A 16,898-nucleotide genomic window follows, 5' to 3' on the forward strand; every position below is an offset into this window, starting at 1 on the left:
TCACCGACTGTCGGGTTCGAGCATCCCGAGGATGCGCTCCAGTTCGGCGTCGGGGCCGTGGGACTCGGCCCAGTCGGCGAGCGATTCTCGCGCGGCCGAGAGGCGGTCCCGCAGGTGCTCCTCGCGGGCGCGGAGGTCCTTGGTGCGCTCGGAGTTCTGACGCAGGGCCTGGCCCTGGGCCCACAGGTCGATGAAGACCTTGACCTTGGTGCGCAGCATCCACGGGTCGAAGGGCTTGGTGATGTAGTCGACCGCGCCGACCGAGTAGCCGCGCATGGCCAGGTGGGCGTCCCGGTCGGCGGCGGTGAGGAAGATGATCGGGGTGTGGCGGGTCTTCTCGCGCTGCTTGATGTGCCGGGCGGTCTCGAAGCCGTCCATGCCGGGCATCTGGGCGTCGAGGAGGATCGCCGCGTAGTCCTCGGACAGGAGCCGCTTGAGGGCCTCCTCGCCGGAGGTCACCGCGATCGTGGTGACGGGCAGCCCCTGGAGGATCGCCTCCAGGGCCAGGAGGTTCTCGGATCGGTCGTCCACCAGCAGGACTCGGGCGGTGCTCATGCGGTGCCTCCAACGTTCGGTCCGCCATTGTCCCGTCCGGAAGAGGCGCCCGCGTCCTCGGGGCCCGCGCCCGCGATCCACTGGGACATGGTGTCCAGCAGCAGGTCGAGGTCGACGGGCTTGGTGAGGTAGGCGCTCGCGCCGGCCTCGACCGACTGGGCGCGCTGCTCGGCGAGGGCCTGCGCGGTGAGGAACACGATCGGCAGGTCCTTGAACTGCGGCATGCGGCGGATGACGCGGGTGGTCTCGTTGCCGTCCATGCCGGGCATCATCGAGTCCATCAGGACGATGTCGATCCCGGGGTGCTGCTGGAGCGCGTCGATCCCGTCGGCGCCGTTCTCGGCGTAGTGGACGTCGATGCCGTGCAGTTCGAGCGCGGCGGTCAGCGCGAACACGTTGCGGATGTCGTCGTCGACGATGAGGACGGCGGTGCCTTCGAGGTGCTGGGCCGCGGCGGACGAGGAGGGCGTCTCGGGCGCGCCGGTGAGGATGCCGATGTGCTCCTCGACCGGCATCGGGACGTCGGCGCCGACCACCGGGTAGTCCGATTCGGCGTCGAGCTCGACGGGCACCACGAACGTGAACTTCGATCCGGCGTCGCCGGTGTGCTCGATGAACACGTCGCCGCCGAGGGCCTGCGAGAGCGACTTCGAGATCGACAGGCCCAGGCCGGTGCCGCCGAAGTTGCGGCGGGTGGTGCCGTCGGCCTGCTGGAACGGCTCGAAGATGATCGACTTCTTCGACTCGGCGACCCCGATCCCGGAGTCGATGACGCTCAGTGCGATCCGCTCGGCCGCGGCGTTGAGGTGCGGGGCGTCGAAGCGGAGGTCGGCGGGGACGCGGCGCACCGCGAGCGTCACCGAGCCTTCGCGGGTGAACTTGACGGCGTTGGAGAGGAGGTTGCGCAGGACCTGCTGGAACTTCTGCCCGTCGGTCTGCATCAGCTGCGGGACCCCGTTGCCGACGTCCACGGCGAACTGGAGGCCCTTGTCCTCGGCCTGGGGCCGGAACGCGGCCTCGATGTCGCCGAGGACTTCGGCGAGGTCGACGGGGTGGACCGAGACGACCATCCGCCCGGCCTCGATCTTGGACAGGTCGAGGATGTCGTCGATGAGGGTCAAGAGGTCGGTGCCGGCGTTGTAGATCGTGCGCGAGAACTCGACCTGGCGGTCCGAGAGGTTCCCGTCGGAGTTCTCCGAGAGCAGCCGTGCGAGCAGCAGCAGCGAGTTGAGCGGCGTGCGCAGCTCGTGCGAGACGTTCGCGAGGAACTCCGACTTGTACTTCGAGGCCTGCGCGAGCTGCTCGGCCTTCTCCTCGATGTCCTTGCGGGCGGTCTCGACCTCGTCGTTCTTCAGTTCGATCGCGCGGTTCTGGGCCGACAGGAGCTGCGCCTTCTCCTCGAGCTCGACGTTGGTCTCCTGGAGGCGGTTGGACTGGGCCCGCAGCTCCTGGGCCATGCGCTGCGACTCGCGCAGCAGGACCTCGGTGCGGGCGTTGCCCTCGATCGTGGCGAGCGTGACGCCCACGTTCGGGGCCAGCGCGTCCAGGAACCGCTTGTGGAGCCCGGAGTAGGTGTTGAACGAGGCGAACTCGATGACGCCGCGGACCTTGTCGCTGAACTGGACGGGCAGGATGATCAGGTCGGTGGGTGTGGCCTGGCCGAGCCCGGAGGAGATCTCCAGGTAGCCCTCGGGGATGTCGTGCAGGTGGATGGTGCGCTTGGAGGCGGCGGCCTGGCCGACCATCCCTTCGTTGTCCTCGATGACCTTCTTCTCGCCGGGGCTGGGGTGCCCGTAGACGGCGTTGAGGCGGTAGGTGACGTGGCCTGAGACGTCCTCGTGGCGGACGTAGAACGTGGAGGTCTGCGCGTCGATGAGCGGCGTGACCTCGTCGAGGACCATGCGGGTGACCTCTTCGACGCCTCTGCGGCCCTGGAGGAGCGAGGAGATGCGGGCGAGGTTGGAGTTGAGCCAGTCCGCGTCGGTGTTCTGGCGGGTCTTGTCCCGCAGGGCGGTGATCATCTGGTTGATCGACTCGGTGAGGTCGGCGATCTCGCCTGCGGCCTCGAAGTCGACCGACTGGGTGAGGTCGCCTCGGGCCACGGCGTGGGCGACGTTGGCGATGGCGCGCAGCTGGAGGGTGAGGGTCGCGGCCAGGGAGTTGACGTTGCGGGTGAGCAGGAGCCAGGTGCCGGAGACCCCGGCGACCTCGGCCTGGCCGCCGAGGTTGCCTTCGACGCCGACCTCGCGGGCGACGCGTGTGACTTCGGTGGCGAAGCTGGAGAGCTGGTCGACCATGGTGTTGACGGTGGTCTTGAGTTCGAGGATCTCGCCTTGGGCGTCGACGGTGATCTTCTGGTTCAGGTCGCCCTTGGCGACGGCGGTGGTGACCTTCGCGATGTCGCGGACCTGACTGGTGAGGTTGGAGGCCATCGAGTTGACGTTGTCGGTGAGGTCCTTCCAAGTACCGGAGGCCCCCGGGACGTTGGCCTGGCCGCCGAGCTGGCCTTCGGTGCCCACTTCGCGGGCGACGCGCGTGACCTCGTCGGCGAAGGACGAGAGGCGGTCGACCATCGCGTTCATGGTCGATTTGAGTTCGAGGATCTCGCCTTCGGCGTCGACGGTGATCTGGCGGTTGAGGTCCCCTCGGGCCACCGCGGAGGCCACCGAGGAGATGTTGCGGACCTGACTGGTGAGGTTCGAGGCCATCGAGTTCACGTTGTCGGTCAGGGCCTCCCAGATGCCGGAGACGCCTTGGACGTTGGCCTGGCCGCCGAGCTTCCCGTCGGTGCCGACCTCACGCGCGACGCGCGTGACCTCGTCGGCGAACTGGGACAGCTGCGCCACCATCGAGTTCATCGTGGACTTCAGTTCGAGGATCTCACCCTGGGCGTCGACGGTGATCTGGCGGTTGAGGTCGCCCTTGGCGACCGCCGAGGCGACCGAGGAGATGTTGCGGACCTGGCTGGTCAGGTTGGCGGCCATGAGGTTGACGTTCTCGGTGAGGTCCTTCCAGGTGCCCGAGACGCCCGGCACGTCCGCTTGACCGCCGAGGCGGCCCTGCGAGCCGACCTCGCGGGCGACGCGCGTCACTTCGTCGGCGAAGCGCGAGAGCTGGTCGACCATCGTGTTCACGGTGGTCTTGACCTCGGCGACCTCGCCTTGCGCGTCGACGGTGATCTTCTGGCCCAGGTCGCCCGCGGCCACGGCACTGGTGACCTTCGCGATGTTGCGCACCTGCTCGGTGAGGTTGGCGGCCAGCTGGTTCACGTTCTGGGTGAGGTCGCGCCAGGTACCGGAGACGCCCTGGACGTTGGCCTGGCCGCCCAGGCGGCCGTCGGTGCCGACCTCGCGGGCCACGCGCGTGACCTCGTCGGCGAAGCTGGAGAGCTGGTCGACCATCGTGTTGACGGTGGTCTTGAGTTCGAGGATCTCGCCCTGGGCGGGCACGGCGATCTTCTGGTTGAGGTCGCCGCGGGCCACGGCGGTGGTGACCTTCGCGATGTCGCGCACCTGGTCGGTCAGGGACGAGGCCATCGAGTTCACATTGTCGGTGAGGTCCTTCCAGGTGCCCGAGACACCGGGCACGGCGGCCTGGCCGCCCAGGCGGCCCTCGGTGCCGACCTCGCGCGCGACGCGCGTGACCTCCCCGGCGAAGACCTGGAGGGTCTCGGTGAGGGAGTTGATCGTGTCGGCCAGTTCGGCGACCTCGCCGGAGGCCTTGACGGTGATCTTCTGCTTCAAGTCCCCCGAGGCGATCGCCTGCGTCACCGTGGAGATCGAGCGGACCTGCTCGGTCAGGTTCGAGGCCATCGTGTTCACCGCGTCGGTCAGCGAACGCCAGGTGCCCGAGACGCCCTGGACGTCGGCCTGCCCGCCGAGCTGGCCTTCGGTGCCGACCTCGCGGGCGACTCTGGTGACCTCGCCGGCGAACGAGCGCAGGAGTCCGACCATCTGGTTCACGGTCTCGCCGAGGCGCCGGAACTCGCCGCGCAGCTGCTTGCCCTCGATCTCCAGGGCCGCCTCCTGCGACAGGTCGCCCGCGGCGACCGCCTCCAGGACCCGCCCGAGCTCGGTGGTGGGCCTGACCAGGTCTTCGACGAGCCGGTTGACGCTGGCCGCGCCTTCGGACCAGCCGCCGTCGAGGTGCTCGATGACGAGGCGGTGGTTCCAGGAGCCCTCCTGGCCGACCTGGCGGGCGATGAGCGCGAGGTCGCGGGTCTGCCGGTCGGCCTGCTCGACCACCGCGTTGAAGCGGTCGACGACCTCCCCGGCGAGGCCCTCGCCCCGCGGCAGCCGCACCGAGAAGTCCCCCAGCTCGACGGCGCCCAGCGCATCGGCCAGGCTGCGGAGCAGGTCGGACTCATCGGTCGGGTTCCGGGCAACGGTGTCCGTCATGGCGTGGTTCCTCAGCTGCGGAGACAGGCGTGCCTACCAGGTTGTCACACCGCGGCGCGAAACGTGAAGGCAGGTTACTCAAGGCATTGTGCTCGGTCACCATCGGTTACGGCGACGGAACAGTCCGGCCCGCACGGGACTACCCGCGACGGGCCGGGTCAAACCGGACGCGAAGCGGCCCAAAGCGATCGAGGTCACCACCCGAAACCGGCCGGACCGGCCCGACGTATGCCGCGAACCGGGCCCGGATCACAGGGTTTCGGGGGCTCACTGGGGCGTCGAGGGGCAGCAGGCCGGGCATAGACTTGGGGTCGTGACGTACCCCGAGAGGGCCGCCCGGCGCCTGCGACTGCCGGCCGACGACCGCTCCCCCGCCGCGGCCAGGGCCGCCGTGCGAGCCGTCCTGGCCGAAGCCGGGCTGTCCGAGCTGCTCGACGAGACGCTCCTGCTCACCACCGAACTGGCGACCAACGGCGTCGTCCACGCCGGGACCGACATCAACCTCACCGTCGCCGCCGACTCGATCGGCGTCCGCGTCACCGTCACCGACTACCGCTCCGGCGGCATCGACCCGCTCGAAGCGGCCATGCCCGAGGTCACCGCCGAAGGCGGCCGCGGCCTGCTCCTGGTCGACCGGTTCGCGTCCTCGTGGGGGACCACCCACGACGTGACCGGCAAGTCCATCTGGTTCCGCATCGACCGCGACCCCGACGCGCGCCCCGCGCCCCGCCCGGCCCTCGACACCGCCGACGACACCGCGCTCCCCGACCTCGCCCAGCTCGCCGCGCTCCTGACCGTCGCCCCCGCGCTCCAGTCCCGGCTCCCGGTCGACCAGCTCGTCACCGAACTGCTCGCCCGCTGCCAGGACACCACCGGCGCCACCGGCGGCGCGATCGAATACGACTCCGGCGACGGCACCGGCGCGCAGATCCTCGCCAAGTTCGGCGACGTCGCCAGTGTCGCGATCGCCGTCCCGCTCCCGCTCACCGCGCCCGCGTGCGGCAAGCTCATGCTCGCGGGCGAGGCCCGCCCCGACTGGCGGCCGCTGGCCGAACTCGTGGCCGAACGCGTGGCCCTCGCCGTCCAGATCGACCGCATGCGCACCGACGAGCAGCGCCGCTCCGGCTGGCTCACCTACCTCGCCGAAGCCGGGGAGCTCCTCGCCCACTCCCTCGAAGAGCACCTCACCGTCGCGCTCATCCCGCAGCTCGTGGTCCCCCAGCTCGGCCGCTGGGCCGCCGTCCACCTCACCGGCGACGGCGGCGACCTGCGCCTGGCCTCCCTCACCCACGCCGAGGAAGGCGAACTGGAACACCTGCGCGCACGCCTCGAACAGGCCGCGCCCCCGCTCGCCGCCGCGCTGGCCTCGGACGGGTGGACCGGGATGGAACTGCCCGTGCCGCGGGGCCTCGACGCCGTCGCGGTGCCGCTCTCGGCGCGGGGCGCGACCATCGGCGTCCTCACCGTGGGCCGCCCCATCGAACGCACGCACTCCTCCGAAGAGCGCGCCGTCATCGCCGACCTCGCCAAACGCTCGGCGCTCGCGCTCGACAACGCCCGCATCCACGCCGAACGCCAGGCCGTGGCCCACGAACTCCAGGCCGCGCTCATGCCCGGTTCGCTCCCCGACGTCGCCGGGGTCTCGTTCGCGGCCGAATACCTCCCGGCCACCGCTCGCCGCCTGCCCGGCTCGGGCCCCGGCCCGGTCAGCCGCACCGAGGTCGGCGGCGACTTCTACGATGCGACCGAACTGGCCGACCACCGCCTGTGGGTCGCCATCGGCGACGTGTGCGGCAAAGGCGCGCAGGCCGCGGCCGTCACCGGGGTCGTCCGCGATGTCCTGCGGGTCATGGCCCGCGACGGCCGCCCGCTCCCGCGCGCGATCGAACTGCTCAACGCCACCCTCCTCGAACAGCCCGGAGACCTGCGGTACGCCACGATCGCCTCGGCCCTGCTCGACCGCGACGCGGCCGGATCGCTCAGCGCCGACCTGTGCCTGTCCGGCCACGACCGGCCGCTGCTGCTGCGCTCGGGCGGCGAGACGGCCTGGGTCGGCTCCGAGGGCACCGCGGTCGGCCTGTTCCCCGACGTCAAGGTCAACCCCGTGCAGGTCCGCCTCGACCCCGGCGACGCGCTCGTGTTCTTCACCGACGGCGTCACCGAGCGGCGCGACGGCGCGGCCATGTTCGGCCGCGACCGCATCGAGCGCACCGTGCGCGAATCGGCCGGGACCAGCGCCCGCCAGATCGCCACGGCCCTGGTCGAAGCCGTCGAGGCGTTCTCGCCCGAGCCGCCGCGCGACGACATCGCGATCCTCGTGGTTCGCTGCGACGAGCACTAGAGAGTAAGGAAAGGGCCCCGCGAAGATCGCGGGGCCCTTTTCAGTTCACTGCCTACTGGAGGATCGTGGTCGCGCCGTAGTAGACGTTGCCGTGGTCGATCGGGACGACCTTCACCACGGTCGAGGAGTTCGGGGCGTGCACGATCAAGTCGTTGCCGATGTACATCCCCACGTGCGCGAGGTTGTTGTAGAACACCAGGTCGCCGGGCTTGAGCTCGTCGCGGCTGATGTTCGCCGTGGAGTTGTACTGGGCGGCGGCGTTGTGCGGCAGCGTGATGCCCAGCTGGGCGTACGCGCCGAGGATCAGCCCCGAGCAGTCCCAGCTGTTCGGGCCGGCGGCGCCCCACACGTACGGTTCGCCGCGCTGGTCGAGCGCGAACTTGACGACCGTCCACTCGTCGTCGGTCATGCGCGGCAGGTCGTACTCGCTGAACCCGGCGACCTCTTCACCGGCGGCGGTCTGCCATTCCTCTTCGAGGTCGCTCATGCGGTCGGTCAGCTCGTCGGCGGTCGCCTGGAGCGCGGCCTCCTCGATCTCGAGGTCGGCTTGGAGGTCGACGAGCAGGTCGTACTGGGCCGTGTACTCCTCGGAGGCGTCCTTGAGCTCGTCCATGAGCGCGAAGTTGTAGAGGTTCGCCGAGTTGAGCCGGTCGAGGCGCTCCACGAACGCGTCGGGGGAACCCGATTCGAGTAGCATCGCCGCGTCGCCGATCCCCTGCTCCACATAGGCCGTGTTGATGTAGTTGGCCAGCTGGTCGCGCAGGGAGTCGAGCTCGGCCTCGGCGGCGGCCAGGGACTCCTCGGTGTCCTCGATGAGCTTGCGGTTGTCGTCCACGTCCTGCGCGGCGCGGTTGTACTCCTCGACAGCGGCGGCCAGGTCCTGGTCGGCGGCAGCGATCTCGTCGTTGATCTCCGAGGTGTCCCGCTGGGCCCAGGCGGGGGTCGAACCGACCGCCGATACGAGCAGGCCGCCGATCACGGCGGCGGAGGTCCACTTGCGTCGGGCGGACGAGTGCTTCACGAGGGAGGTGCTCCTTCGGGATTCGGGAGGTCGGGAGGCGTACCGGGGCTTCCGAGGGCGGGGCTCGCCGGCGGCTGGAGCGCCGGGAGGAGACCGAACATGAGCCTAGCGCGCCCCTTGACGCGCCGGTAGCCCCCGGTCGTGACAAATTCGCAGCGTAGCGACGGTTCCACCGTTGGTGTGTCGCTCCTGTGAGTTGCCTGGGAGTTGCTACCATCGAGGGCATGACCTTCTCGACGTGTCGTCGTCAGCGCTGTCACCAGCGCTGAGCCGCTTCTGCGCCGCTCAGCGCGCCTTCGGCCGACCACCGTTCCGACGCACCGAAAGTCATTCGCTCAGTGAGCACCATCGCACCCGCGCAGCTCGCGCCCGCCGTCCTCGGCACCGACCGTCTCGAAGCCCTCGCGGCCTTCTACGCCGCCAACCTCACTCTTCGCCCGCGCTTCACGCGGGGCAGCCGCTGGGCCCGCCGGGTTCTCGCCGGCCCCGGCCACGAGGCCTGGCTGCTGGCCTGGCTCCCCGGCCAGGGCACCGACCTCCACGACCACGGAGGCGTGGCCCGCCCCGCGGCCGCCGCGGTCGCGGTGGTCTCGGGAACCCTCACCGAATTCACGGTCCGCCCCGGGGACTTCCCAGGCCTGCAACGAAAGACACTCGCAGCGGGCGAGGTCGCCGCGGTCGACGACCGCACGATCCACGGCATGCGCAACGACTCGACCGCCCCAGCGGTGAGCCTCCACGTCTACTCACCCGGCCTCGAAGCCATGCGCACTTACCTGCTGGACGAGACGGGCTTGGCCCCGGCGAAGATCATGCGGGCGGGCGAGGACTGGTGATCGGACGGATCACTCGCGTTCCGGGCCACGCGCGCCACTCATTCGGGTGACATTCGGGTTCGCGGCCCGGATTTCGGCCGATTTCTGTCGTACCCCGGCGCGACGATCGAGCCGCATCCAGTTCTTCCTTCCCCTCTCGTGGTGGGCGGGGGCTGTGGACGGCCCCTCTCACACCCCGAAACCGCGAGGATCAGCCGCGCGCCAGCACTTCACCTATCGCTTCCGGGAGCGCCCTCGCCAGGTCCGAGGCCGTGACCGTTCGGTGGCCTTCTGATGCGAGCGCCGCAGCTCGGCCGTGGAGATAAGCGGCCGTGACCGCCGCGTGGACGCCGTCCATTCCCGAGGCCAGCAGGGACGCGAGGAAACCCGCGAGCACGTCGCCCGAACCGGCCGTCGCCAGTTGCGGTCTGCCGGTCGGGTTCGCCCACACCGTGCCGTCGCTTGCGGCGACCACCGTGTGGTGGCCCTTCAAGAGCACCGTGCAGTTGAGCCGCTTCGCCAGCGCCGCTGCCGCGGCGGCTCGGTCCTCGCTCGGTGGGGAACCGTAGAGGCGTTCGTATTCGCGGTCGTGCGGGGTGAGCACCACCGGGGCCTCGCGCCGCGACAGCTCAGAGGGGTACTCGCCGATGAGCGTCAAAGCATCCGCGTCGATCACCGCGGGCGCGGGCGAGACCAGCACCTGCCGCAGCTCGGCGAGCGCGGCCTCGTCGGTCCCGATCCCGGGCCCGACCAGCCAGGCCTGCACGCGCCCGGCCTCCTTCACGGTCGGCGTGCACACCACTTCGGGCCGCCCGCGCCGCACGCCGTCGGCCGCCGCGCCCGCGTACCGCACATACCCCGCGGGCCCGGCCAGCGCACCCGAGGTCGCGAGCACCGCCGCGCCCGGGTACCGCTCCGAACCGGCGGCCACGCCGACCACGCCCCTCGTGTACTTGTCGTCGTCGGGGCCGGGACGGTGCCACCACGCGGCGATGTCGCCCTCGCCAGCCACCCGCACCGAGGGCTGGTCGAGGTAGGGCCCGAGTCCGATGTCGACGAGCACGAGGTCCCCGGTGAGCAGCGCGGCGCGGCCGAGCACGTGGCAGGGCTTGAGGGACCCGAACGCGACCGTGACGTCGGCGGTGACGGCGCTGGCGGGGACCGCGCCGGTGTCGACGTCCACTCCGGAGGGCACGTCGACGGCGACCACCACTCCGGCGTCGATGCGCGCCAACTGGTCTATGGCGCGGCCGGGCAGGCCAGGCCTGCCGCCGATGCCGAGGACGCCGTCCAAGAGCAGGTCGCAATGCTGCGGCGGGGTGGAGACGAGGCGGCCGCCGGCTCGGGTGAGCGCGGCGGCGGCGTGGGGGTGGACGCGGTCGCCCATCACGGGCACGGCGAAGACGCGGGCCCCGCGGCGGGCGAGGCGGGCGGCGGCGTAGAGCGCGTCGCCGCCGTTGTCGCCGGGTCCGGCCAGGACGATGACAGTGGAGCCGTAGACCCCGGCCCGGTTGCGGCGCTGCGGGTCTCGGCGTTTGAGGAGGTTCGCGCATTCGGTCGCGAGACCTGAGGCGGCGCGTTGCATGAGGGTCCCCGGCGGGACCTTGGACATCAGTCGCGCTTCGGCGCGGCGTACCGCCGCGGCCGTCCATGCACCGTCCATGGCTGTCCCTCTCCGGCCCGGCGGGCCGTCATGCCGTTTCGGCGATCACCACCGCTGTGGCGATACCGCCATCATGCGACAGCGACACGTGCCAGCGCGAGACGCCACGCTGTGCGGCGACGGCGGCCACGGAACCGGTGATGGACAGGGAGGGCCGTCCGTCGGGGAGGGAGAGGACCTGGCAGTCGGCCCAGCGCATCCCGCCGGGCGCGCCGAGCGCTTTGGCCACGGCCTCTTTGGCGGCGAAGCGCGCGGCGAGGGATTCGGTGCGCCTTTCGCGCCCATCGGGGGCGCGGCGCTCGGCTTCGGTGAAGAGCTTGTCCGCGACGTGCGGCGTGCGTTCGAGCACGCGCTCGAACCGGTCCACTGCCACTACGTCTATGCCCACGGCGACGATCACCCGTCAAGAGTGCCACGGGATCGGGCGGACCGCCCCTGTTCGAGACGGTTCATCCGCCCGAGTGAGGAATGCCTGCCGGTCGGCAGGTCGGTTTGGGGCGCAAGTGGACACGTCGAAGTCGACGGCGGTCTCAGGGGGCGACGCCGACGGCGGGGAGGATCGCCTGGTCGACGATGTCCTGGAGGTAGTCGTCGTCGGGGGCGGCGCCGGTGTCCATGATGCGCTTGGTGACGAGGGCTTCGCCGATGTCGAGGGTGACGGGGGTGAGGCGGGCGGGGTCGATGCGGCCGCGTTCGGCGTAGTGGCGCAGGACGGTCTGGGTGAAGGTGCCGCCTCTCTGGTCGAAGACGCGGGTGAAGAGCGCTTCGACGACGGCCCGGTCGCGGGCGGGGTCGGCGAGGAGGGCCATGACGGCGCGTCCGGCGGGGCTGAATCCCCAGTCGACCATGAGGCGCAGCGAGGCGAGGAGGTCGCCGCGGAGGTCGTCGGCTCCGGGGGCGGGTTGTTCGACGGGGTGGAGGGCGGCGAGGGCGTCGAGTAGGAGGTCGAGGGGGTCGGACCAGCGGCGGTAAAGGGTGGTGCGGGCGGTGGCGGCGCGTTTGGCGATGGCGTCCATGGTGAGTCGGCCGGGCCCGGCGGCGGCGGCCTCCTCGACGGCGGCCGCGTAGATGGCGTCGAGCAGGTCTTTGCCGCGCCTGCGTGTGCGGCCTCCGGTCTCGGACACCTCGAACCCCATTCTTAGCTACACTCATGTATCTTATTGTTTTAGATACAGTCGTGTACCTAAAACTGGAGTCGAGATGACCCTCTCCCCGCCCGCAATTATGAGCACCCCGCTCACGCGCCGCTCCCTCGCACCGGATCTCGCCAGGGGCCTCATGCTCCTGCTCATCGCACTCGCCCACGCGCACATGTTCCTCGCGCACGAGTACACCGGCTTCCGCGGCTACGCCGTGGACGGCGCGGCGCTCGACCGCGTCGTGGCCGGACTCCAGGTCCTGCTCGTCGACGGCCGCGCGCTGCCGATGTTCGCCGCGCTGTTCGGCTACGGCCTCGCGCGTCTGGCCGACCGCCGCATGGAGTCCGGGGCCGACTGGCCCACCGCGCGACGCCTCGTGCGCCGCCGCAGCGCCTGGCTGCTGGCATTCGGGTTCGCGCACGCGCTGCTGCTGTTCTTCGGCGACATCCTCGCCGCCTACGGCCTCATCGGCCTGGTATTCACCGGGCTCCTCGCCGCCCGCGACCGCACCCTGATCAAGACCGCCGCGCTTCTCGCGGTGCTCCACATCGCCGTCCTGGCCGCGGTCGGGTTCTCCGCCGAGGCCGCCGGACACGTCAACTCCTACCCGACGCTCATCGCCGACCCTCTCGAAGCCGCCGCGATGCGCCTGACCGTCTGGTCGGCCCTCACCCCCACGGTCTACGTGGTCGACGTGCTGCCCGCCTTCGCGATCGGCATCTGGGCCGCCCGTCGCCGCGTCCTGGACGAACCCGGCCGCCACCTGGCGCTGCTGCGGCGCACCGCCTGGTGGGGCATCGGGATCGGCGTCAGCGGCGGCCTGCCGCTCATGCTCGCCGAGACGCAACTGTGGGCCCCTGAAGCGCCCGTGGCCGTGAGCGTGTACGCGCTCCACTCGGTCACCGGCATCGCCGCCGGGTTCGGCTTCGCCGCGCTCATCGGCCTCGTCGCCGCCCGCCGCGCCGAGCATCGAGCCGACAGCGCGGCGCACCCTGCAGGGGAGGCGGCGCAGCGGTCCGGCGTCGCGGCCCACCGGGCCGACGGCCCGATCACCCGGGCGCTCGCGGCCTGCGGGCAGCGGTCGCTGACGTGCTACCTGCTCCAATCGGTGGCCTTCACCGCGATCTTCACCCCGATGTTCGGGAACCTCGGCGCGAGATTGTCCGACGCCGCCGCCTCCGGGATCGCGGTCCTCGTCTGGGCCGCGACGGTGGCGCTCGCCGCTGCGATGGCCCGCGCCGGGGCGCGCGGCCCCGCCGAAGTGCTGCTGCGCCGACTCACCTACGGCCGCAGATAGAAAGAGGGCCCGGCCTTTCGGCCGGGCCCTCTGTTCGGTTCGGACTAGCAGATGGCCGGTTCGTACCAGGAGCATTCGAGGTCGGCGGGGAGTTCCGCGGCCGGTTCGGCCGCTTCCTCGGCCTCGGTCATGAACGTGGCGATCTCGGACTCGGTGGAGTCTTCGGAGTGCGCGGCGATCGCGACGGCGATCTGGTCTTCGACGCCCTTGATGTTGTCGGTCAGGAAGTCGTTGAACAGGATGCTGAAGACGTACTCGCGGCCGTCGGCGTCGGTGACGTAACCCGACAGCGCCGAGACGGACGTGAGCGAGCCGGTCTTGGCGTGGACGTTGCCCTCGGCCTCGGAGCCGCACATGCGGCTCTCCAAGGTGCCGTCGGTGCAGGCGATCGGGAGCGCGTCGTAGTACGTGTCGAACCAGGGCGCGTCCTGGATCCCGATGAGCAGGTCGGTGAACATGTCCGGGGTCAGCTCGTTCCACCTCGACAGGCCCGAGCCGTCGGACTGGCGGATCGGGTCGGTGTTCACGCCGTAGGACTCGATCGCGCCGTAGACGGCGTCCTTGCCCGACGCGGCGGTGCCCAGGCCGGTCTCGGCGTGCCCGGCGGCCTTGAAGAACGCCTCGGCGTAGAGGTTGTTGGAGGGCTTGAAGAGGTCGACGGCCAGCTCGCCGAGCGTCGAGGACGCGTGCGAGGCGAGCACGTCGCCGTCTTCGGGGGCGGCCTCGTGCAGGCGCACGTCGCCTTCGAGGGTGATGCCCTCGGCTTCGAGCGCGGCGGCGAACACGTCGGCGACGAGCCCGGCCGGGTCGATCACGGCGCGGGTCCCGAAGGTGCCGGTCGATCCGGCCGCGACGGTCCCGGACACGCGGATCGTGTTCGAGTGCTGGTCGCGGACGATCGAGACGCTCGTGGAGGTCCCGGTGGTGGCGGTGTTCTCGATCGTCACGTAGTCAGTGGCCGGCACGGTCTCGATGACGGCCGGGTCGCCTTCGGCGGCACCGGGGGTGACGAACACGCGCAGCGAACCGGAGAGGTGGTCGTCGCCCGAGCCGATGGTGAGCGCGCCGATCTCGGCGGCGTAGCCGTAGACGAGGTCCTCCCAGGCCCATTCGGTGCCGTGGCGGACGGTGTCGAACGCGGTGTCGTCGGCGACGAGGTCGCCTTCAATCGTGGTGATGCCCGCATCGGCCAGGTCGGCGGCGAGCGCGCGGTAGTCGGCCTCCAGCATGGACGGGTCGCCCGAGCCGCGCAGGTAGAGGTCGCCCTCGACGGTCCCGTAGTTCGGGGTGTCCGCCACGAGGTCGGTGGTGAAGGCGTAGTCCTCGCCGAGGACTTCGAGGGCGCCCGCGACGGTGGCGAGCTTGGTGGCCGAGGCGGGGAGGGCTCGCTGGTTGCCGTGGTGGTCGTAGACGACCTCACCGGTGTTCGCGTCCTTGACGATGATGCTCGCCTGGGAGTCGGTGACCTTGGGGCTCTTGAGGATCTCGTCGATCGCGGCGCCGAGCGCGTCGTTGCCGGTCTCCTGCGCCTGAGCGACGACGGTCCCCGCGACGGTGAGCGCGGCGGCGGCGGTGACCGCGACGGCGCCCGAAATCAGGGTGCGTTTCTTCATCGCGTGAGCATATGCGCTTTCGCGCGCTTTGCGCGAGCCCCATCGGAAGTGGCGAATATCGCCGCATACGCATGCATCGAAACGGCTTCGGGAGGCGTATGCGAAACGGGCGGTCGCCTCTCGGCGACCGCCCGTCGTTCCTCAGTGGAGCGTCTACTCCACGGTCACGGACTTGGCGAGGTTCCGCGGCTGGTCGATGTCGCGGCCCAGGGCCGTGGCCAGTTCGGCCGCGAACTCCTGGAGCGGCACCGAAGTGAGCAGCGGCGCGAGCAGCGTGGGCGAGGCGGGCGTCTCGATCACCAGGTCGGCGTGGGCGTTGGTGATGCGGTCGCCCTCCTCGCAGACGGCGATGACCTTCGCGCCGCGGGCCTTGACCTCTTGGATGTTCGAGATGATCTTGTCGTGCAGGAGTGAGCGGCCCCGCGGGCTCGGCACGATCGCGATCACCGGGGTGCCGTCCTCGATCAGCGAGATCGGGCCGTGTTTGAGCTCCCCGGCCGCGAAGCCCTCGGCGTGCAGGTACGCGAGTTCCTTGAGCTTCAACGCGCCTTCGAGCGCCACCGGGTAGCCGACGTGGCGGCCGATGAACAGCACCCGGTCGGTCCCGGCCGCGGCGCAGTCGCGGGCCATCTGGCGCACCGGGTCGAGATGCTCGATGACCTTCGCGATCTTGCCGGGGGCCGACACGAGCTCGTCGAGCACCGCCGAGACCTCGTCGGCGTACTTGATGCCGCGGACTTGCGCCAGGTGCAGGCCCACGAGGTAGCACGCGGCCAGCTGGGTCAGGAAGGCCTTGGTGGAGGCCACGGCGACCTCGATCCCGGCCCGCGTGTACAGCACCGCGTCGGACTCGCGCGGGATCGTCGAGCCCACGGTGTTCGAGATCGACAGCACCCGGGCCTTCTGGTCCTTCGCGTGGCGCACGGCCATGAGCGTGTCCATCGTCTCGCCCGACTGCGAGATCGCCACGACCAGTGTGGAGCGGTCGAGCACGGGGTCCCGGTAGCGGAACTCGCTGGCGAGCTCGACCTCGCAGGGGATGCGCGTCCAGTGCTCGATGGCGTACTTGGTGACCAGTCCGGCGTGGTACGAAGTGCCGCAGGCGATGATGAAGACCTTGTCGATGTCGCGGAAGTCCTGGTCGGACATGCGGACCTCGTCGAGGACGATCTGCCCGAGCTCGTCGATGCGCCCGCGGAGCGTGTCGGCGACCGCGGCGGGCTGCTCGTGGATCTCCTTGCGCATGAACGTCTCGAAGCCGCCCTTCTCGGCGGCGGCGATGTCCCAGTCGACGCGGAATTGCTTGCCTTCGGAGGCGGCGCCGTCGAAGCCGCGCACGGCCACGCCCGCGGCCGAGATGGTGACGATCTGGTCCTGGCCCAGCTCGATCGCGTCGGTCGTATAGGCGATGAACGCGGCCACGTCCGAGGCCAGGAAGTACTCGCCCTCGCCCAGGCCGACCACGAGCGGGGAGTTGCGGCGGGCCCCGACCACGGTCTCGGGGTCGTCGGCGGCCACAGCCAGGAGCGTGAACGCGCCTTCGAGGCGCCCGCACGCGCGCGTCATGGCCTCGGTGAGGTTCCCGTCCACGGCGTACTCGAGCCCCAGGAGGTGGGCGGCGACCTCGGTGTCGGTGTCGGAGGCGAACTCGACGCCGGCCGTCTCCAGCTCGGTGCGCAGCTGCGCGAAGTTCTCGATGATGCCGTTGTGGATCAGCGCGATCCGGCCGTCCCCGGACAGGTGCGGGTGGGCGTTGCGGTCGGAGGGGACGCCGTGGGTGGCCCAGCGGGTGTGCCCGATCCCGCAGAACGACTCGGGCAGCGGGTGGTCGGCGAGGGCCGCTTCGAGGTTCGCGAGCTTCCCGGTGCGCTTGTCGACCTCCAGGCCGCCGCCTTCGGGGACGAGCGCGACGCCCGCGGAGTCGTAGCCGCGGTATTCGAGACGGCGCAGGCCTTCGAGCACGACGTCGACGGCGCTGCGGCGGCCGACGTATCCAACGATTCCACACATGCGAGAAACCCTACCGCAGTTTCGCGCATCACTCATGCGCGGATGAC

Annotated in this window: 11 protein-coding genes; 3 read left to right on the forward strand and 8 right to left on the reverse strand. The window is 70.7% G+C overall.

The window, feature by feature from the left end:
• A complete protein-coding gene (locus AB0B28_RS05040; RefSeq protein WP_360116672.1) occupies positions 1–555 on the reverse strand; it encodes a response regulator in 555 nt (184 codons plus the stop codon).
• Complete coding sequence (locus tag AB0B28_RS05045) at positions 552–4,952, reverse strand: HAMP domain-containing protein (protein ID WP_360116675.1); 4,401 nt, start codon at positions 4,950–4,952, stop codon at positions 552–554. The genes AB0B28_RS05040 and AB0B28_RS05045 overlap by 4 nt, the downstream gene beginning before the upstream one ends.
• Positions 4,953–5,265: 313 nt before the next feature.
• Between AB0B28_RS05045 and AB0B28_RS05050 the strand changes: the two genes are divergently transcribed.
• Positions 5,266–7,293: a SpoIIE family protein phosphatase gene (locus AB0B28_RS05050; protein WP_360116678.1), complete on the forward strand. Its 2,028-nt coding sequence runs from the start codon at positions 5,266–5,268 to the stop codon at positions 7,291–7,293.
• A gap of 52 nt (positions 7,294–7,345) precedes the next feature.
• Here AB0B28_RS05050 and AB0B28_RS05055 read toward each other — a convergent pair whose 3' ends face one another.
• A complete protein-coding gene (locus AB0B28_RS05055) occupies positions 7,346–8,314 on the reverse strand; it encodes an NlpC/P60 family protein (RefSeq protein ID WP_360116681.1) in 969 nt (322 codons plus the stop codon).
• A 338-nt stretch (positions 8,315–8,652) separates the two neighbouring features.
• On the opposite strand from AB0B28_RS05055, the gene AB0B28_RS05060 reads away from it, so the two are divergent.
• Positions 8,653–9,150, forward strand: a complete 498-nt coding sequence (locus AB0B28_RS05060) for a cysteine dioxygenase family protein (protein ID WP_360116684.1) — start codon at positions 8,653–8,655, stop codon at positions 9,148–9,150.
• A gap of 190 nt (positions 9,151–9,340) precedes the next feature.
• Here AB0B28_RS05060 and AB0B28_RS05065 read toward each other — a convergent pair whose 3' ends face one another.
• The 3 genes from AB0B28_RS05065 to AB0B28_RS05075 all read right to left on the reverse strand — a co-directional run bounded on the left by AB0B28_RS05065 (position 9,341) and on the right by AB0B28_RS05075 (position 11,916).
• Positions 9,341–10,792: an NAD(P)H-hydrate dehydratase gene (locus tag AB0B28_RS05065; RefSeq protein WP_360116687.1), complete on the reverse strand. Its 1,452-nt coding sequence runs from the start codon at positions 10,790–10,792 to the stop codon at positions 9,341–9,343.
• Between the two features lie 28 nt (positions 10,793–10,820).
• The gene (locus tag AB0B28_RS05070; protein WP_360116690.1) at positions 10,821–11,192 is read right to left on the reverse strand and encodes a holo-ACP synthase; all 372 of its coding nucleotides are present in this window, start codon (positions 11,190–11,192) and stop codon (positions 10,821–10,823) included.
• Between the two features lie 130 nt (positions 11,193–11,322).
• The gene (locus AB0B28_RS05075; RefSeq protein WP_360116693.1) at positions 11,323–11,916 is read right to left on the reverse strand and encodes a TetR/AcrR family transcriptional regulator C-terminal ligand-binding domain-containing protein; all 594 of its coding nucleotides are present in this window, start codon (positions 11,914–11,916) and stop codon (positions 11,323–11,325) included.
• Positions 11,917–11,992: 76 nt separating this feature from the next.
• Here AB0B28_RS05075 and AB0B28_RS05080 point away from each other — a divergent pair, with 76 nt between their 5' ends.
• The gene (locus tag AB0B28_RS05080; RefSeq protein WP_360116696.1) at positions 11,993–13,228 is read left to right on the forward strand and encodes a DUF418 domain-containing protein; all 1,236 of its coding nucleotides are present in this window, start codon (positions 11,993–11,995) and stop codon (positions 13,226–13,228) included.
• A 44-nt stretch (positions 13,229–13,272) separates the two neighbouring features.
• On the opposite strand, the gene dacB is transcribed toward AB0B28_RS05080, so the two are convergent.
• Complete coding sequence (dacB, locus tag AB0B28_RS05085; protein ID WP_360116699.1) at positions 13,273–14,841, reverse strand: D-alanyl-D-alanine carboxypeptidase/D-alanyl-D-alanine-endopeptidase; 1,569 nt, start codon at positions 14,839–14,841, stop codon at positions 13,273–13,275.
• Positions 14,842–14,994: 153 nt separating this feature from the next.
• On the reverse strand, positions 14,995–16,851 hold the full coding sequence (gene glmS / locus AB0B28_RS05090; protein WP_360116702.1) for a glutamine--fructose-6-phosphate transaminase (isomerizing): 1,857 nt from the start codon (positions 16,849–16,851) through the stop codon (positions 14,995–14,997).
• Positions 16,852–16,898: the final 47 nt, after the last annotated feature.

This window comes from Glycomyces sp. NPDC046736, from assembly GCF_040645615.1.
Taxonomy (GTDB): domain Bacteria; phylum Actinomycetota; class Actinomycetes; order Mycobacteriales; family Micromonosporaceae; genus Glycomyces.

What these genes read in the sequence shown, in the direction of transcription:
- AB0B28_RS05045 (WP_360116675.1), bottom strand. Translation starts at nt 4,952, where the DNA reads ATGACGGACACCGTTGCCCGGAACCCGACCGATGAGTCCGACCTGCTC.
- AB0B28_RS05065 (WP_360116687.1), bottom strand. Translation starts at nt 10,792, where the DNA reads ATGGACGGTGCATGGACGGCCGCGGCGGTACGCCGCGCCGAAGCGCGA.
- AB0B28_RS05040 (WP_360116672.1), bottom strand. Translation starts at nt 555, where the DNA reads ATGAGCACCGCCCGAGTCCTGCTGGTGGACGACCGATCCGAGAACCTC.
- dacB (WP_360116699.1), bottom strand. Translation starts at nt 14,841, where the DNA reads ATGAAGAAACGCACCCTGATTTCGGGCGCCGTCGCGGTCACCGCCGCC.
- AB0B28_RS05080 (WP_360116696.1), top strand. Translation starts at nt 11,993, where the DNA reads ATGACCCTCTCCCCGCCCGCAATTATGAGCACCCCGCTCACGCGCCGC.
- glmS (WP_360116702.1), bottom strand. Translation starts at nt 16,851, where the DNA reads ATGTGTGGAATCGTTGGATACGTCGGCCGCCGCAGCGCCGTCGACGTC.